The sequence below is a fragment of the Psychrobacillus sp. FSL H8-0510 genome, assembly GCF_038008345.1.
GTDB classification, from domain to species: Bacteria; Bacillota; Bacilli; order Bacillales_A; family Planococcaceae; genus Psychrobacillus; species Psychrobacillus psychrotolerans.
This window is the reverse complement of sequence record NZ_JBBOYZ010000001.1, coordinates 3,461,859-3,476,156: the sequence shown is the minus strand read 5'-3', so window position 1 is coordinate 3,476,156 and position 14,298 is coordinate 3,461,859. Positions and strand designations below refer to the sequence as shown.

Annotated in this window: 15 protein-coding genes; 11 read left to right on the top strand and 4 right to left on the bottom strand. The window is 36.5% G+C overall.

Annotation, left to right across the window (positions count from 1 at the left end):
• Positions 1–162: 162 nt before the first annotated feature.
• Together MHI40_RS17645 and MHI40_RS17640 are read right to left on the bottom strand one after the other, a co-directional pair.
• Entirely contained in the window at positions 163–807 is a 645-nt protein-coding gene (locus MHI40_RS17645) for a GntR family transcriptional regulator (protein ID WP_340763807.1), read from the bottom strand.
• Positions 808–894: 87 nt separating this feature from the next.
• Complete coding sequence (locus tag MHI40_RS17640; protein WP_093537472.1) at positions 895–1,521, bottom strand: YfbR-like 5'-deoxynucleotidase; 627 nt, start codon at positions 1,519–1,521, stop codon at positions 895–897.
• A gap of 263 nt (positions 1,522–1,784) precedes the next feature.
• Between MHI40_RS17640 and MHI40_RS17635 the strand changes: the two genes are divergently transcribed.
• The 3 genes from MHI40_RS17635 to MHI40_RS17625 all read left to right on the top strand — a co-directional run bounded on the left by MHI40_RS17635 (position 1,785) and on the right by MHI40_RS17625 (position 3,875).
• Positions 1,785–2,270, top strand: a complete 486-nt coding sequence (locus MHI40_RS17635) for a TraR/DksA C4-type zinc finger protein (protein ID WP_340763804.1) — start codon at positions 1,785–1,787, stop codon at positions 2,268–2,270.
• Positions 2,271–2,431: 161 nt separating this feature from the next.
• Positions 2,432–2,821, top strand: coding sequence for a thiol-disulfide oxidoreductase DCC family protein (locus MHI40_RS17630; protein WP_093537474.1), 390 nt, complete (start codon positions 2,432–2,434; stop codon positions 2,819–2,821).
• Positions 2,822–2,882: 61 nt separating this feature from the next.
• A complete protein-coding gene (locus tag MHI40_RS17625) occupies positions 2,883–3,875 on the top strand; it encodes an NAD(P)/FAD-dependent oxidoreductase (protein ID WP_340763801.1) in 993 nt (330 codons plus the stop codon).
• Positions 3,876–4,048: 173 nt separating this feature from the next.
• Here the strand turns inward: MHI40_RS17625 and MHI40_RS17620 are convergent, their stop codons facing one another.
• Positions 4,049–4,423: a nucleotide excision repair endonuclease gene (locus MHI40_RS17620; protein ID WP_093537476.1), complete on the bottom strand. Its 375-nt coding sequence runs from the start codon at positions 4,421–4,423 to the stop codon at positions 4,049–4,051.
• Between the two features lie 141 nt (positions 4,424–4,564).
• Between MHI40_RS17620 and MHI40_RS17615 the strand changes: the two genes are divergently transcribed.
• The 8 genes from MHI40_RS17615 (at position 4,565) to MHI40_RS17580 (ending at position 11,904) form a co-directional block, all read left to right on the top strand.
• Entirely contained in the window at positions 4,565–5,065 is a 501-nt protein-coding gene (locus MHI40_RS17615) for a DinB family protein (protein ID WP_340763798.1), read from the top strand.
• Positions 5,066–5,092: 27 nt separating this feature from the next.
• Positions 5,093–6,031 (top strand): dipeptidase, encoded by a 939-nt coding sequence (locus MHI40_RS17610; protein ID WP_093537478.1) that lies wholly within the window; start codon positions 5,093–5,095, stop codon positions 6,029–6,031.
• A 154-nt stretch (positions 6,032–6,185) separates the two neighbouring features.
• A complete protein-coding gene (locus tag MHI40_RS17605) occupies positions 6,186–6,659 on the top strand; it encodes a hypothetical protein (protein ID WP_093537479.1) in 474 nt (157 codons plus the stop codon).
• 13 nt (positions 6,660–6,672) lie between these two features.
• Positions 6,673–7,050, top strand: a complete 378-nt coding sequence (locus MHI40_RS17600) for a YobA family protein (protein ID WP_340763795.1) — start codon at positions 6,673–6,675, stop codon at positions 7,048–7,050.
• Positions 7,051–7,169: 119 nt separating this feature from the next.
• Complete coding sequence (locus tag MHI40_RS17595; RefSeq protein ID WP_093537481.1) at positions 7,170–8,342, top strand: MFS transporter; 1,173 nt, start codon at positions 7,170–7,172, stop codon at positions 8,340–8,342.
• Between the two features lie 132 nt (positions 8,343–8,474).
• Positions 8,475–9,515: a beta-carotene 15,15'-monooxygenase gene (locus tag MHI40_RS17590; RefSeq protein WP_340763793.1), complete on the top strand. Its 1,041-nt coding sequence runs from the start codon at positions 8,475–8,477 to the stop codon at positions 9,513–9,515.
• 57 nt (positions 9,516–9,572) lie between these two features.
• Positions 9,573–10,178 carry an alpha/beta hydrolase gene (locus tag MHI40_RS17585; protein WP_340763791.1) on the top strand — a complete coding sequence of 202 codons (606 nt, stop codon included), beginning with the start codon at positions 9,573–9,575 and terminating at the stop codon, positions 10,176–10,178.
• Positions 10,179–10,350: 172 nt separating this feature from the next.
• A complete protein-coding gene (locus tag MHI40_RS17580) occupies positions 10,351–11,904 on the top strand; it encodes a histidine kinase N-terminal 7TM domain-containing diguanylate cyclase (RefSeq protein ID WP_340763790.1) in 1,554 nt (517 codons plus the stop codon).
• 161 nt (positions 11,905–12,065) lie between these two features.
• On the opposite strand, the gene MHI40_RS17575 is transcribed toward MHI40_RS17580, so the two are convergent.
• Positions 12,066–14,195: an MMPL family transporter gene (locus tag MHI40_RS17575; protein ID WP_340763788.1), complete on the bottom strand. Its 2,130-nt coding sequence runs from the start codon at positions 14,193–14,195 to the stop codon at positions 12,066–12,068.
• Between the last annotated feature and the right edge of the window lie 103 nt (positions 14,196–14,298).

The window sequence follows — 14,298 nt, the reverse complement described above, 5'->3', positions numbered from 1 at the left end:
TTGTGACAATTCACAAATAACCATTAGCCCTAAAAATTCACTCGATAATCATATAGAAATTCCTTTTCAAAGCCTTTTGCAAACGTTAGGAATAGATTTGGACAAAAAGAAGTCGGGTGTCTTATTGGTTCACCCGTAATCTATAAGTTTACCTATCTCTTTTTAAAATTCTTCAATAGTATAAATCCAATTTGCGCGCATCACTTCTGCGAGTTCCTGCGTATTTTTGTCGCGGAATGCAGAAATTAGTTTTTCATGTTGGATAACGGAGTATTCTCGCAAAACAATTTTTTCATAATAAAATAATCTGCGAACATGTGCTTGAAGCATTTCTACCATGGAATGTATGTATGGATTATTAGCTGTATCAACAATGAGCTGATGAAACTCTTCATCTACTCTTAGAGCAGTAGTAAATTCTTTCTCTTGGAGAGCATCGGAAAATTGTCTGTTTTTTTCTTCTAGTAGACTGAGAATTTCTTCATCCATATGGGGAGTTGCAAGCTCCGCCGCAAGTGCTTGTAATACTGCCAATGGAGGCAATAGATTATTTATATCTTCTTTTTCAACGGGTGTGACTTGAGTTGCTCTTCCTGGTTGCATGGTAACAAAACCTTGAGACTCTAAAAGTTGTAAGGATTCTCGAATAGGCGTTCTACTAACTCCCAAGGCTTGTGCAAGTTCAATATCATTAAGCTTTTCATCTGGTTGTAATGTTCCGTCGATAATCCATTGTTGTAACTGGTTAAAAGCGTGTAACTTAGCAGTTGTACGAACAGGTTTAGTGTGATTAACAGGAATAGGCATGAAAAGATTCCCCCCCTTCAATTGTCTTAATAGTTCCAAAATAGTATACAACAAATTATACAATATATCGTATAAAAATGGAAAAAATTATTCTACAAGTAATTGTACAGTAATAGATTTTACATCAATGACTGATTTTTCCTTCATAATGTCTTGCATAATTACCTCTTTAAAATAACTGATACTAGTTTCTAACGGGATATGGAGAATTTTTCTTAAGGCAGTTTCGTACATATTCACAAATTCAATATCCGTGTTTCCTCGTTGTAATTCAGCAAAAGCTTCATATACTTGATCTAATTTGTCTGCTAATTCAAGTAAACGACCCTCAATAGTTTCGTCTTTTCCTTCTTTCATGCGGTCAAAAAATATGGGTTGAAATTCTTTTGGAATCTCATCCATTATGAACTTCTCCATCATTTTTTCTTCTACATGCGATAACATTTGTTTAAGTTCGGGAGACGCGTGCTTCACAGGTGTTTTAATATCTCCGATGAAAATTTCAGCAAAATCGTGATTAATTGTCTTTTCATAAAGGGATTTCCAATTAATCGTTGCACCATTATTTTCTTCTAGTGTCGCAAAAAACATAGCGTATTGTGAAACTTTCCATGAATGCGCAGCTACATTATGCTCTTCAAATTTAAAACGTCCAGGACATCGTATAATTCTTTCTAAATCATTCATGCTCATAAAAAATTTATGTATACCCATTAACAATCACTCCCTTAATATTAATCATACTGGAAAAATAAAAAATACCATACTAAAACACTCTGAATTGAAGGGGAAAAATTACTTAGCATTAGATTCCTGAATCCAACTAATTGATTATATAGACGAAAAGCTGTTTTCTAAACGTCCAACCGAAAATTTAATAGTTGTTAAATGTTGTTTGCGGATTAAATAGAAACAGGTAAGTTGTTTTATTTCACTGATTTTTGGGTAATCCTTAAATAACCCAAGGAGGAATTTAAATGACAAAATACGATAAATTAAAAAATACATTGGAAAAACGTTTTAAAGAATTAGAACATCAAAAGCAAAATGAAGAAGAATTCGAGACTACTGAGTTATCCAATTATGATAACCATCCAGCGGATAATGCGACAGATTTAACTGATCAGCATACTCGACTGGCATTAAATAGACACTTCGATGAAGAAATGGTAGATATTGAAAAGGCCTTGGCAGCTATCGAGGAAGGTACTTACGGGAAATGTACAGAGTGTGGTGAAGAAATCCCGCTTGCTCGTTTAGAAGCTGTTCCTACAGCTCTGACATGTGTAGAGCATGCTCATCAACAGGTCAATGAAGATATTCGACCAGTAGAAGAATCACTCTTAAATTCCACTACGGATCAACCGGTAGAAGATGAAGACGATAGACTTCGTGATTATTCTAACAGCTTTGAGGTACTAGAAGAAGTCGGTTCTTCTGATACGCCACAAGACAAGCAATGAATAGAGGTGTCCTATTAGTTCCTTCTGGACTTTTGGGCATCTTTTTTTGTCTAGAGAGGAAAACGTATAGCGTGAAACTTTACTTAATATGTGTAATTTAGAAACCGATTAAGCGCTTTTCAGAGGTCATTATAGTACACTAGGGGAAAGGAGGGAATCCTATGGCAGCTATCGTTTTGTTTGATGGAGAATGCAATTTTTGTGATGCAAGTGTCCAGTTTATTATTAAACGAGATCCGAAGGGCTATTTTCAATTTGCAGCTCAGCAAAGTGATATTGGGGAAACGCTTAAACATCAATATAAAGTACCTAATAGTATGGATAGTATAATAGTTATTGACCAACATAAGGTGTATTATTCTTCAGATGCTGCACTTCATATTAGCAAACATTTAAATGGACTTTGGAGCTATTTATATATGCTAAAGGCAACTCCTAAACCTCTTCGTGATGTAGCATATAAATTTATAGCCAAAAATCGTTATGCATGGTTTGGGAAAAAAGATAGCTGTATGATTCCACCTCCCGAGATAAGAAAGCGTTTTTTATAGTAATTAATGCTTTATGGTATGCAACAAATAATATATATAAATAGGTATGAGGTGAAATGACATGGATGGCGAATTATACGATGTAACGATTATTGGTGGAGGTCCCACAGGTCTGTTTGCTTCCTTCTATGGTGGGTTACGTGACTTAAAAGTAAAGATTATTGATAGTCTCCCACAACTAGGTGGACAATTGATGGAGCTCTATCCTGATAAATATATATATGATATTGGTGGTCTTCCGAAAATTTTAGCAAAAGATTTAGTGGCTAATTTAGAAGAGCAGGCGGCCTATAGTAATCCAACGATTTGCTTAGAGGAAACAGCAATAGCACTAGAAAAATTACCGGATTATTTTGCGCTAACTACGGATAAGAATGTGCATTATTCTAAGACGATTTTATTAACTTCAGGAATTGGCTCTTTCCAACCACGTAAGTTAAATGTTCCAGGTGCTGCTGATTATGAAGGCAAAAACCTTCATTATAAAGTGAGAAGCTTGGAGGAATTTAGAGATTCTGATGTTCTTGTATTGGGTGGAGGAGATTCTGCACTCGACTGGTCATTAATGTTGGAAGAGGTTGCTTCGAGTGTAACTATTTGTCATCGTAAAGAGCAATTTACTGCTCACGAGATGACCATTCAACAACTCCAAAACTCTACGGTCAAGATAAAAACACCTTATGGCATAAAAGAAGTAATAGGTGATGGGGAAAAGGTTAATGAAGTCGTGATTGTTGGCAAAGACAAAATCGAGGAAACAATCTCCGTAGACCATGTTCTAGTGAATTACGGAAATGTTGCATCCCTCGGCCCCTTAAAAGAATGGGGTTTAGAGATGGAAAAAAATTCAGTAGTAGTCAATGGAAAAATGGAAACTAGTGTAGAAGGTATATACGCAGCTGGCGATGTATCCACACATGATGGGAAAGTAAAGCTGATTGCTGTAGGATTTGGTGAGGTTCCAATTGCTATCAGCCATATTAAAGCTTTCATTGATCCAAAAGCACGCGTTCAGCCGAAGCACAGCACAAGTATCTTTGAAGAAGTAAAGTAGAAAAGCGCAAACGCCTATGTATTGGAAGTCAGTCTAGGTTCGCGACATCGTGTCGCAACGACTGACTGACCCACATCCTGTGGGCCCTGAAGCGACTCGAGGGGCTAGGTGCTGGAGCTAGACAAATAAAAAAATCCCATGTTCTCTTCAATAGAAGAACATGGGATTTCATCTTATTTAAAAAACGCTTTATCGATATTGTATTTCGCTTTTTGAGTATTGATTGCATATGTTTCGTAAATTTCGCGATCCATTGCCTCTTCTACGATACAAACACTAATTTTGTACACTTCATCACGATGTTTAATCATTGGCGAGACATTATCTTCGAAATGTTTTTTAATACGCTGTCTAATTTTACGAGCCTTACCTACAAATAAAAGTTCATTATTCTTATTGTAGAAAAAGAAAATGCCACCTTTATCACGAGGGATTTGATGAAAGTCGATAAATCCATGAATTGCTGGAATTTCTAGTTCGCCCTCTTTTAGTACTTGTTCACGTTGTGTGATTGTTACAGTTGGTTTTGGTAATTCAATTTTGATCATTCGCTCACGTCCTCTTATTGTCTATCCTTAAGTATATCAGAACTGCACTGCAATATCTATTCGAAAGGTATTTTACCTACAGCAGGATAATTTTAAACTAATGACGAAATAAATTACATCATATAATTTGGAGGAATGGTCATGATTAGAAATCTAGAAGACTTTGTAATGGATTGGCAGCATGAAAGTGATTCTACCCTGAAAATTTTGGAAGCACTGACAGATGAGTCGTTACAACAAAGAGTAAATGAAGACGGTCGGACACTTGGGAAAATTGCATGGCATCTCGTTACAAGTATCGATGAAATGATCGGCAGAACAGGATTACAGTTTTCGGCAACTCCACATGAAACTCCTCAACCTTCCACGGTGAAGGAAATGTCGGATGCCTACAGAAAGTCTAGAGATTCTATCGTAAAGCCGATGAAGGAACAATGGACGGATGAGAGCCTGTTAGTAGAAAAAGATATGTACGGGGAGCAATGGACCATTGCGACCGTATTGCAAACTTTGATCCAACACCAAATTCATCACCGTGGGCAGATGACGATATTAATGCGACAAGCGGGATTAACGGTGCCGGGAATGTACGGACCATCGAAAGACGAATGGTTAGCATTTGGTGAAGAAGCACCGGAATGATAGAAGTTCGAGATTTAGGAGGATGAAATGAAAGTTTATGATTTACATTGTGATGTGCTGTATAAATTAGCGAAAGCAGAGGGTCCTATGTCATTTGTTGACTCCCCCAAACTACAAGCTAGTAAAAAAAATTTAGAAGCTGGGGAAATAGCTCTTCAAGTTTTTGCTGTATTTGTCTCTGAAGGCTTTCCTAAGGAACAACTATTCCTGGAGGCAATTCGTCAAATTGAATTTTTCCACACGGAAATTGTAGGAAAGCATGACAACATCATTCCAATATATGAGTGGGAACAACTTAAAACATTAAAGGATGGACAGATTGGGGCCGTGTTATCTCTAGAAGGATTAGATATGATAGGTGGGGACCTCTATAAGCTAAAACTACTCTTGTCCCATGGAGTGAAGTTAGTAGGTCTTACTTGGAACGGAGCAAACAAAGTAGCAGATGGTTCTTTCGAAGAATCGGGTACAGGATTAACACCATTTGGAGAAGAGGTCCTGTCTTTGTTGAACGAGCAAAAAGTAATTGTGGATGTCTCCCATTTGAGCGAACAATCTTTTTGGGATGTTCTTCCTAAAGCAAAATGGTTGATGGCAAGTCATTCTAATAGCAGGACTCTATGTGATTCAGCCAGAAATTTAAACGACAAACAGATAAATGCACTTATTGCCAGAAATAGTCCAATCCATGTGGTGTATTACCCACCTTTTATAAATGGTGCAGAAAAGTCAGTAGTAGGGTTAGAGGACTTAGTAAAACATATTGAACATATTGTTTCACTAGGTGGTAAGCATTTGATAGGATTAGGTTCTGATTTTGACGGGATCAGTGAAGTTATTTTAGGATTAGAGGATGCATCCAAAACACAAAATTTAGTTATGAAGTTATTAGAAACCTATACAACAGAGGAAGTCGTAGGAATCACATCACAGAATTTCGAACGATTTGTGATGGGCATTAGTTAGGAGGTATAAGTTTGGGGAGTTTACCCGATTGGTTTTTTGCAGTAGTGATTGGAGTTGTTATTTGTTTCGTTATTTTAGCAGAATGGTGGACGCGAAGAGGGTAAAGAGTGTGCTATACTAGGTAAATGAAAAAACGTATAGAAAGAGGAATCGCATGTTAACATTTGAAGAAAAAGAATTAATTATCCAAGAATTTTCGGAGCTAGTTCGTAAAGAAGTATCGATGAAACGAGTAAATTATCATTACGAAAAGAGCTTATATGAAAAAACAACAGTTGTTTATCATCTCCATCCGAATGGAAATGGCTTTGTTTATGTAGGAGATCTTCCTCAATATGAAGAAGCTGATGACAAAGGATTGTTGAATATTCGTGAAGCTTCTGCTGATGAACTTAGAGCAATTATTAAAGATTCGATTGCTTATCTTTCAACAGAGGAAGAAGAGCTGCAAGATGAAGAAATAGAAGAAGTGTGGAAAAACAAAGAAGATTCTACACTAACATTATTACAAGAAGATACACTATGGAATATCTATCATGGATATAACTTAGAAGAAAGCTTTGGTTCATACAGCGAAGCAAAAACTTATCTATTAGCAGAAGGCTTCCGCCTAGACAGCAAAAGATAAGGAGGTTCCTACTATGAGAGGGAAATATACGGTAGGAATATTAATAGCCATTCTATTAACAGCGATTGGTGCTAGCTTTTATTTTATCATGCAATTTTTTGAAGATAATCCAAATCAACCTCAACAACCGACAAGTTTTACAGAGGGAATTATTATCGATATGCAAGATACTTCTGTTTTAGTAATTAGTGGTTTATCAGTTGACGATGCAAAAATTATGTCGGTAGAAGAGGCATTAGAAGCTGGTAAAGATGCTATATGGTTTTCTTTGGCGATGGATCAGCGTAGTCGACTAAAGTTACATGATGAAGTGAGGGTTGGATATACTACTCTCAACGAATCATATTCTGCTAAAGGGACTGCAAGAACGATTGAAAAGTTAAATGAGTAAATAAAACAAGGCTATCTTCCACCAGTTTTTCTTGGTGTAAGGTAGCTTTGTTGTTTATGAGAATAAATCATGTTAATCTATTCCTTATGTATTAGTATGATGGAAGAAAGAGGGATAGGATGACGAAAGAACAACGAAAGAAATTATTTATATTAATGATTAATATGTTTATAGCTATTGCAAGTTTTGGAATTGTTATTCCTATTTTGCCAGCCTATTTAAAATCTATCGATCAAGGTGGGATAGCAGCTGGTCTAATGATTTCTATATTTGCTGGAGCGCAACTTATTATGTCTCCGATTGCAGGTAAATGGGCTGATAAGTACGGAAGAAGAATTATGATTATAGCAGGTTTAAGCGGACTAGCATTGTCGATGTTTGTGTTTTATTTCTCGGATTCTATCGGAGTTTTATATGTTTCGCGTGCAATTGGTGGAGTTGGAGCTGCGTTATTGGTGCCTGCTATTTTTGCATATGTAGCGGATATCACCACTATGGAACAACGTGCTAAAGGAAATAGTTTAATATCTGCGGCCATGTCCTTAGGTATAGTAGTGGGACCTGGGATTGGTGGGTTTTTAGCGGAATTCGGCTTAAAAATGCCGCTTTTAATTTCTGCGCTAGTTGGAGTTGTTGCGGTAATCTTTTCTACCTTAGTACTGAAAGAAAGTAAACCAGCGGATGTAGTAACACCAGATGGTAAATCTGAAACTATGGTAAAAGAGATTGCTCAATCATTTAAAAAGCCTTACTTCATCCCACTTGTTATTACATTAGTGATGAGCTTTGGACTACTTGCTTATGAATCGGTGCTAGGACTGTTTGTTGATGATCAGTTTGCTGCCTCACCACAGGATATTGCGTGGATGATCACAGCCACTGGAATAGTAAGTGTAATAATTCAAGTATTCGTGGTGGATAAAGTTGTTAGACGTTTCGGTGAAGCAAATGTGTTAAGAATTTTTCTAGGCGTAGCAGCATTTGGCTTCCTTCTGTCTATTCTAATTTCTAGCTATGCATTTTTCTTTGTCATTACGATGATTATTTTCTTGTCCACTTCGATTCTGCGTCCTGTGCTGACAACCTTAATCTCTAAATTAGCTGGAAATGAGCAAGGATTTGCGATGGGTATGAACAATGCGTATATGAGTATAGGGAATGTTCTGGGACCATTGCTTGCTGGGGCATTATATGATGTGAATATTATTTATCCATTCGTGTTAGGACTTATTGTACTAGTAATTACAACGATTGGTTCTATTATTTGGAAGGGTCCAAAGAAAATAGCTTAAGAGAAGCTGCTCCTAAAATGAGGGAGCAGCTTTTTTGTCATTAAAGTGTGCCATTATTTAGAATATTGCTATAGATTTCCAGGTGAAAAGAAATATATAATTTAAGAAAGGATATATAAGGGAGGGGATTTTATGGTTTATCGTAAAAACAAATACGCAAACATGGCCGTTGCTTTACTTTTCCTAGTTCTTTCCAGCAATTTTCTTATTTATCAGTCCACAGTTCTAGACTTTTTCTCTATACAACTAAATACTGGAGCTGTAGTAGGATCACTAATTGATTTAGCCATTATCGTGCCACTTTTAATGTTTGTAGCTTTTAAATTATCTATCAAGCAAACTATTGGAATAATGGTAGCAGGATTAGTTATAGCAAGATTACTCATACCCAACGAATTGTTCACTCCGTTTACTGGAATACTATATGCTGGTATCACAATTGAGATACTCTTAATAGTCGCAGAAATAGCCTTAATCTTTTTAGTCATTTGGAAAATACCCAAGATTCGATTGCAGATGAAACAAATGAATGAGAAAGCATTGTACAGTTTACTTCCTGCAGTCGAAAAAGTAGTGACTAAAAATATATTAATTCGGGTTCTCATGTCGGAGCTTTTAATGCTATATTATGCGTTTTTTACGTGGAAGAAGAAAGCCCCTCAACACGAAGGTGTTGTAACAATGCATAAAAAAAACAGTGCAGTAGCCTTCCACTTGATGTTGATCCATGGAATTGTAATCGAGACAATAGGGCTCCATTGGTGGTTACATGATAAATCTATCGTTCTTTCAATAATATTATTAACCTTAAATATATACTCAGTACTTTTTTTTATAGCAGAAATTCAAATTATGAAATTACACCCGTTGGAAGTGAAAAATGGGAATCTATATATCTCTAAAGGGCTTAGCACTAGAATTATTGTCCCGCTTAATCTGATACATGAAGTTGAGTGGGGAGCAAAAGTTCCAAATAAGCATACAGTACAGTTTGTTTATAAAGATTTTGAGACTGTTGAACCAGATGCCATTATTCACCTGAGCAATCCTATTGAGACAACTATGTTCATGGGTATGAAAAAAAGCATTTCGGAATTTGCTATTAGGATTGATGAACCAGAGCAACTAAAATTAATCCTCTCGAATCGGGACGATCCTAATAGTTTGACCTAGAAATAAGCATCCGTTATAATTATCTCAAATTCAAGATAATTGAGAGGGAGTTATAATATGAACCATGTATTTTATAAAGGGGAAGATTCCTCTAGACCGACACTTTTACTTTTACACGGGACAGGTGGAAATGAGCATGATTTAGTAGGTTTAGGTAAAGAAATAGATGCAGCTGCGAGTATTTTAAGTGTCCGTGGCAATGTATTGGAGAATGGCATGCCCCGATTTTTCAAACGCTTAGCAGAGGGGGTCTTTGATCTAGAGGATCTTCAGCTAAGAACGGAAGAGTTAAAACGTTTCATCGATGATGCAGCTGTAAAATATGAAATAGATCGAGATAATATAGTAGCTATTGGTTATTCGAATGGCGCTAATATTGCAGCTAATCTTTTATTTGAATTTGAAAATGTATTAAAAGGTGCTATTCTTCATCATCCAATGGTTCCTAGACGTGGTGTAGAAATCCCAGAAATGCAAGAAACACCAGTATTCATCGGTGCTGGTAAGAATGATCATATGTGTCCAGCCACAGAGTCAGAGGATCTACGGGACTTATTGCAAGGAGTAGGAGCAGAGGTAGAATTATACTGGCATGCCTACGGTCATCAATTAACACAAGATGAAGTGCAAGCGGCGAAACAATGGTACCAGTCCAAATTCTAATAAATAAAGCCATGCAGAAAGTATTGTTCTGTTTGGCTTTTTTATTGGTTAAAAGTGAAGATATATTGATAATAAAAGATGACAGTTACCCGTAATCATCTCTAGTCAGGCGTTTATAATTTATATATAATAAATGTTATTAAATGAATAAAATGGAAATGGAGAAATATTCTTGTCACACATTCTGATCGTCATATTGGCAGGTACAATAAGTTTGTTTCTTAGCTTTTTTCTACGAGTAAAAGCTAAGGATGCTCCAGGTGTACAATCTTATATTAAAGTTACACTCTTATCATCGATTTTCACATTTGCTTATGCTTTTGAATTGGCAAGTACCTCCTTAACGGAGATGAAATTTTGGCTTGGGATCGAGTATCTTGCAATGCCTTTTATACCAGTATTTGTCCTGTTCATGTGTTTGGAGTATGTTGGATACAAAATTAAAACCTGGATATATACACTTTTCGTTATTCCGATCACTACGGTATTTATGATGCAAACAAATGACCTACATCATCTTTATTATAAATCGATGAGGATTAATAATAATGGTCCATTCCCTGTTTTAGAGTTAGAATGGGGGCCCTGGTTTTATGTTCATGCTATTTCCCTATTATTATGCTTAACAATATCCATCCTGGTATTGCTAAAGGAATACCGTAAGTCTTTGTTTTTGTTTCGTATGCAAACTGCATTGATGGTGGCGGGATTACTTACTCCGATAATAGCGAATTACTTTTATCTAAATGGTTCAAGTAATGGAATTGATGTTGGACCAATATCTTTGAGTATTACTTTTCTGTTTCACGGTGTGGCTCTTTTATCATTGAAAATGTTCAATGTGGCACCTATTGCTAGAGAAAGTGTATTTGAGAGTTTAACAGAGGGCATAATAGTATTAAATCAAAACAGGGTGGTCGTCGATTTTAATAAAGCTATACTCAATGTCATTCCGAATATAATGGCACATCATATTGGTAAACCAATTGCAGAAGTTCTTAGTAAAAATCCTATACTTTGGTCAAATTTAGATGAAGAAGTGGAGTGTGACTATACTAGCACCTTAGAAGGTCGAGCTACACACTTCCGTGTAAATTTCTCAGAGGTGATAAATAAAAGTGGATTACAGGTAGGTAAAATTATTACGTTTGTAAATGTTACGGAAAAGGTGCAAATGGAAGAAAAACTAAAACAATTAGCAAGTATGGATGGATTAACACAGATATTTAATCGCACATTTTTTATGAGAAAATCAGAAATGATTTTTGATAAGTTAATGAGGAGTGGCGGAAGTATTTCCGTTGTCATGTTTGACATTGACTATTTTAAGAGGATAAATGATACGTTTGGTCACGAGGCAGGGGATAGGGTGTTGACTCGTGTTACAAGCGTAGTAAAGGAATACTTGTTAGTGAAAGACTGTATAGGACGATATGGCGGAGAAGAGTTCGTTATTTGTATGCCGGAAACCTCTTTAATGGAAGCGACGAATAGAGCGAATATTATTAGACAAGCAATTGCAGAGAATTCTACCATTGTGAATGGGGAGGAAATTGTCGTGACTTCAAGTTTTGGTATATCTAATGTTATGCTAGAAGTATGGAACGATAGCTACTCCATCCCACAACTAATAAGAGAAGCTGACCAAGCATTATACGCTGCCAAACATAAAGGTAGAAACCGAGTGGAGATTTATGAGGCAAACGAACATTTGGTAGAATTTTAGTATACATAACTCTTCAAAAGGTTAAGTGTACATCAGCAAAAGCCTAGTTCATAATGAACTAGGCTTTTTTAGATGGGTATAACCTTTTTTCTTTAATAGAACCTTTTTAAAAAAACAAGCACCGTTTTTTTACGGTGCTCGACATAAGTGAACTGCAACTATTAATGAAGCTTTTTGGCTTTATAAGGTCCTTTTCTAAAAGGTAGCCACCAATTCCATTTGCCAAATAGTTTCATAAGACTTGGTACAAGTAATAGCCTGATGATGGAAGCATCAATCGCTACGGCAATTGCGATGCCGACACCAATTTGTTTAACAGGCATTACCTCAGTAAATGCAAAAGCCCCTGTAATAACAATCATGATTAAGGCAGCGGATGTAATAATCTTACTTGTTGAGGTCAAACCGTCAACGGTTGCCAAAGTATTATTTTGATGCTTCATGTATTCTTCCTGAATGCGGGAGATTAAGAAAACTTCATAGTCCATACTTAAACCAAATACGAGACTAAATACAATAACAGGAATAATTAATGCAATTGTAGTTTCCTCGATTCCAAAGTGACCGTACTGGAATATATAGACGAGAATTCCAAAAGTCGATGCAAGACCAATAATATTCATAATGATTGCTTTCAATGGTATTAAAATGGAACGGAATGCAATCATCAAGATGATAAAAGTAGAGCCTAAAATAATCGCTAATAACCATCCAACTTTATCAAATATCTCATCGAAAATTTCTTGGTTGAATTTAGGTTGGCCCCCTAGCTTAAAGTCGACACCTAAATCTTTTTCAGACCACTCTCGTGCCCAATCTTGTGCTTCATTGGAAGATCCATTTAAGTTTAAGGTTACTGGTACTAGTAATTTGTTGTCTTGAACAAAAGTATCAAGTAATGGTGTGAGCTGTGCTTCCACCTCTGGAACCATTAGACTCTGTTCCCACTGCTCTACAGTTGGGATCTCACTTGCTGTGAAGATAGTGTCAACCGTCGTGACATTATTATCTTCAAGTAGTCTCTCTTCAATTTTTTTAATGTCTTCTAAGCCAGCAGTACTATCCCAGCCATCTGTTCTCTCAGCAATCATATAGACAGTCGATTGATCACCTAGACCAAACTCTTGGTCCATTAGTTCATATGCTTGTCTAGAATCATAAGTTTTTGGAAGTGAATCGACCTGTGGAATTGTCAATTCCATATTCTTCACAGGAATTATTCCGATACCTAACAAAATTAGTGCGACAAGTATTAATGTCACGGGACGCTTCATGACAAATGAAGCGAAGTTACGCCATTTAGTTGTAGCACCTGGTTTAACACGAATAATTGTCCATTTGTTTATACGTTCTTTTAATAGCATTAATATAGAAGGAAGCAAAGTAATAGACGAAAGTACTGCAATCGTTACGACAAGCATTCCACCAAGTGCAATGTTTTGGAATATCTCTACTTGCATAACGAGCATAGCTCCCAAACCAATAAATACACAAATTGCTGAGAAGATGATGGATCTACCAGCAGTTTGGATAGCGGTTTGTACAGCGTCGATTGTGGAATTCTTGGCAAGTTCCTCTTTGTAGCGATTGATAAGTAGTAGAGCAAAATCAATACTTAATGCCAATCCGAGCATTGGAATAATGTTCATAACAAAAATGGATAAATCCATCGTCTCACTAAATAAGGTCATCACACCGAAAGCGGATACCACTGTGACAATTCCTATAGCAAGTGGGATAAATGCTGCAACGACACTACCAAACGCAAGAAGTAATACAATAATTGCTATTGGTAATCCAATTGCCTCTGCACTCGCTAAGTCTTTCTGACTAGCACTATTAATATCTTTGTTAATTGCCGCACCACCAGTTAACGTAACGCCTTTCTCCCCGTCAATAGTTTCTCTGATGTCATCGACTGCACCTGTCATATCGGCATCTGAGTCGAAGTGAAGCATGGCATAGGCTACGTGATCTTTATATAAAGAGTCATCCTCTAAAGGAGATTGAATAGATTCTGCAATCTCAAGTTTTTCTATCTCCTGTAACGTTTCTTTGATGGTATCATCGGATGTTTGGTCAAAAACCACGAAAAGGGACTCAGCAGGAAAATCAAATGTTTTCGTTAATTCTTCCATTACCTCTGCGTGTTCCCCATCGGTACTAAATCCATCACCTTCCAATAGACCAGGCAAACGAATAGCTAATACAGCTAAAGCGGCAAATAATAATAACCAAATACCTAGTATTACCTTATAGTGACGAGTCACTATTTTAGACAAGCCTTTCATGTAATTCCTCCTCCATTAAAACCTAGTTACATTGTAAAGCAAACAAAGACTAAAATACTAATATAATGGTAGAATATGAAGAGCAATTCCACAGGAGGGATTT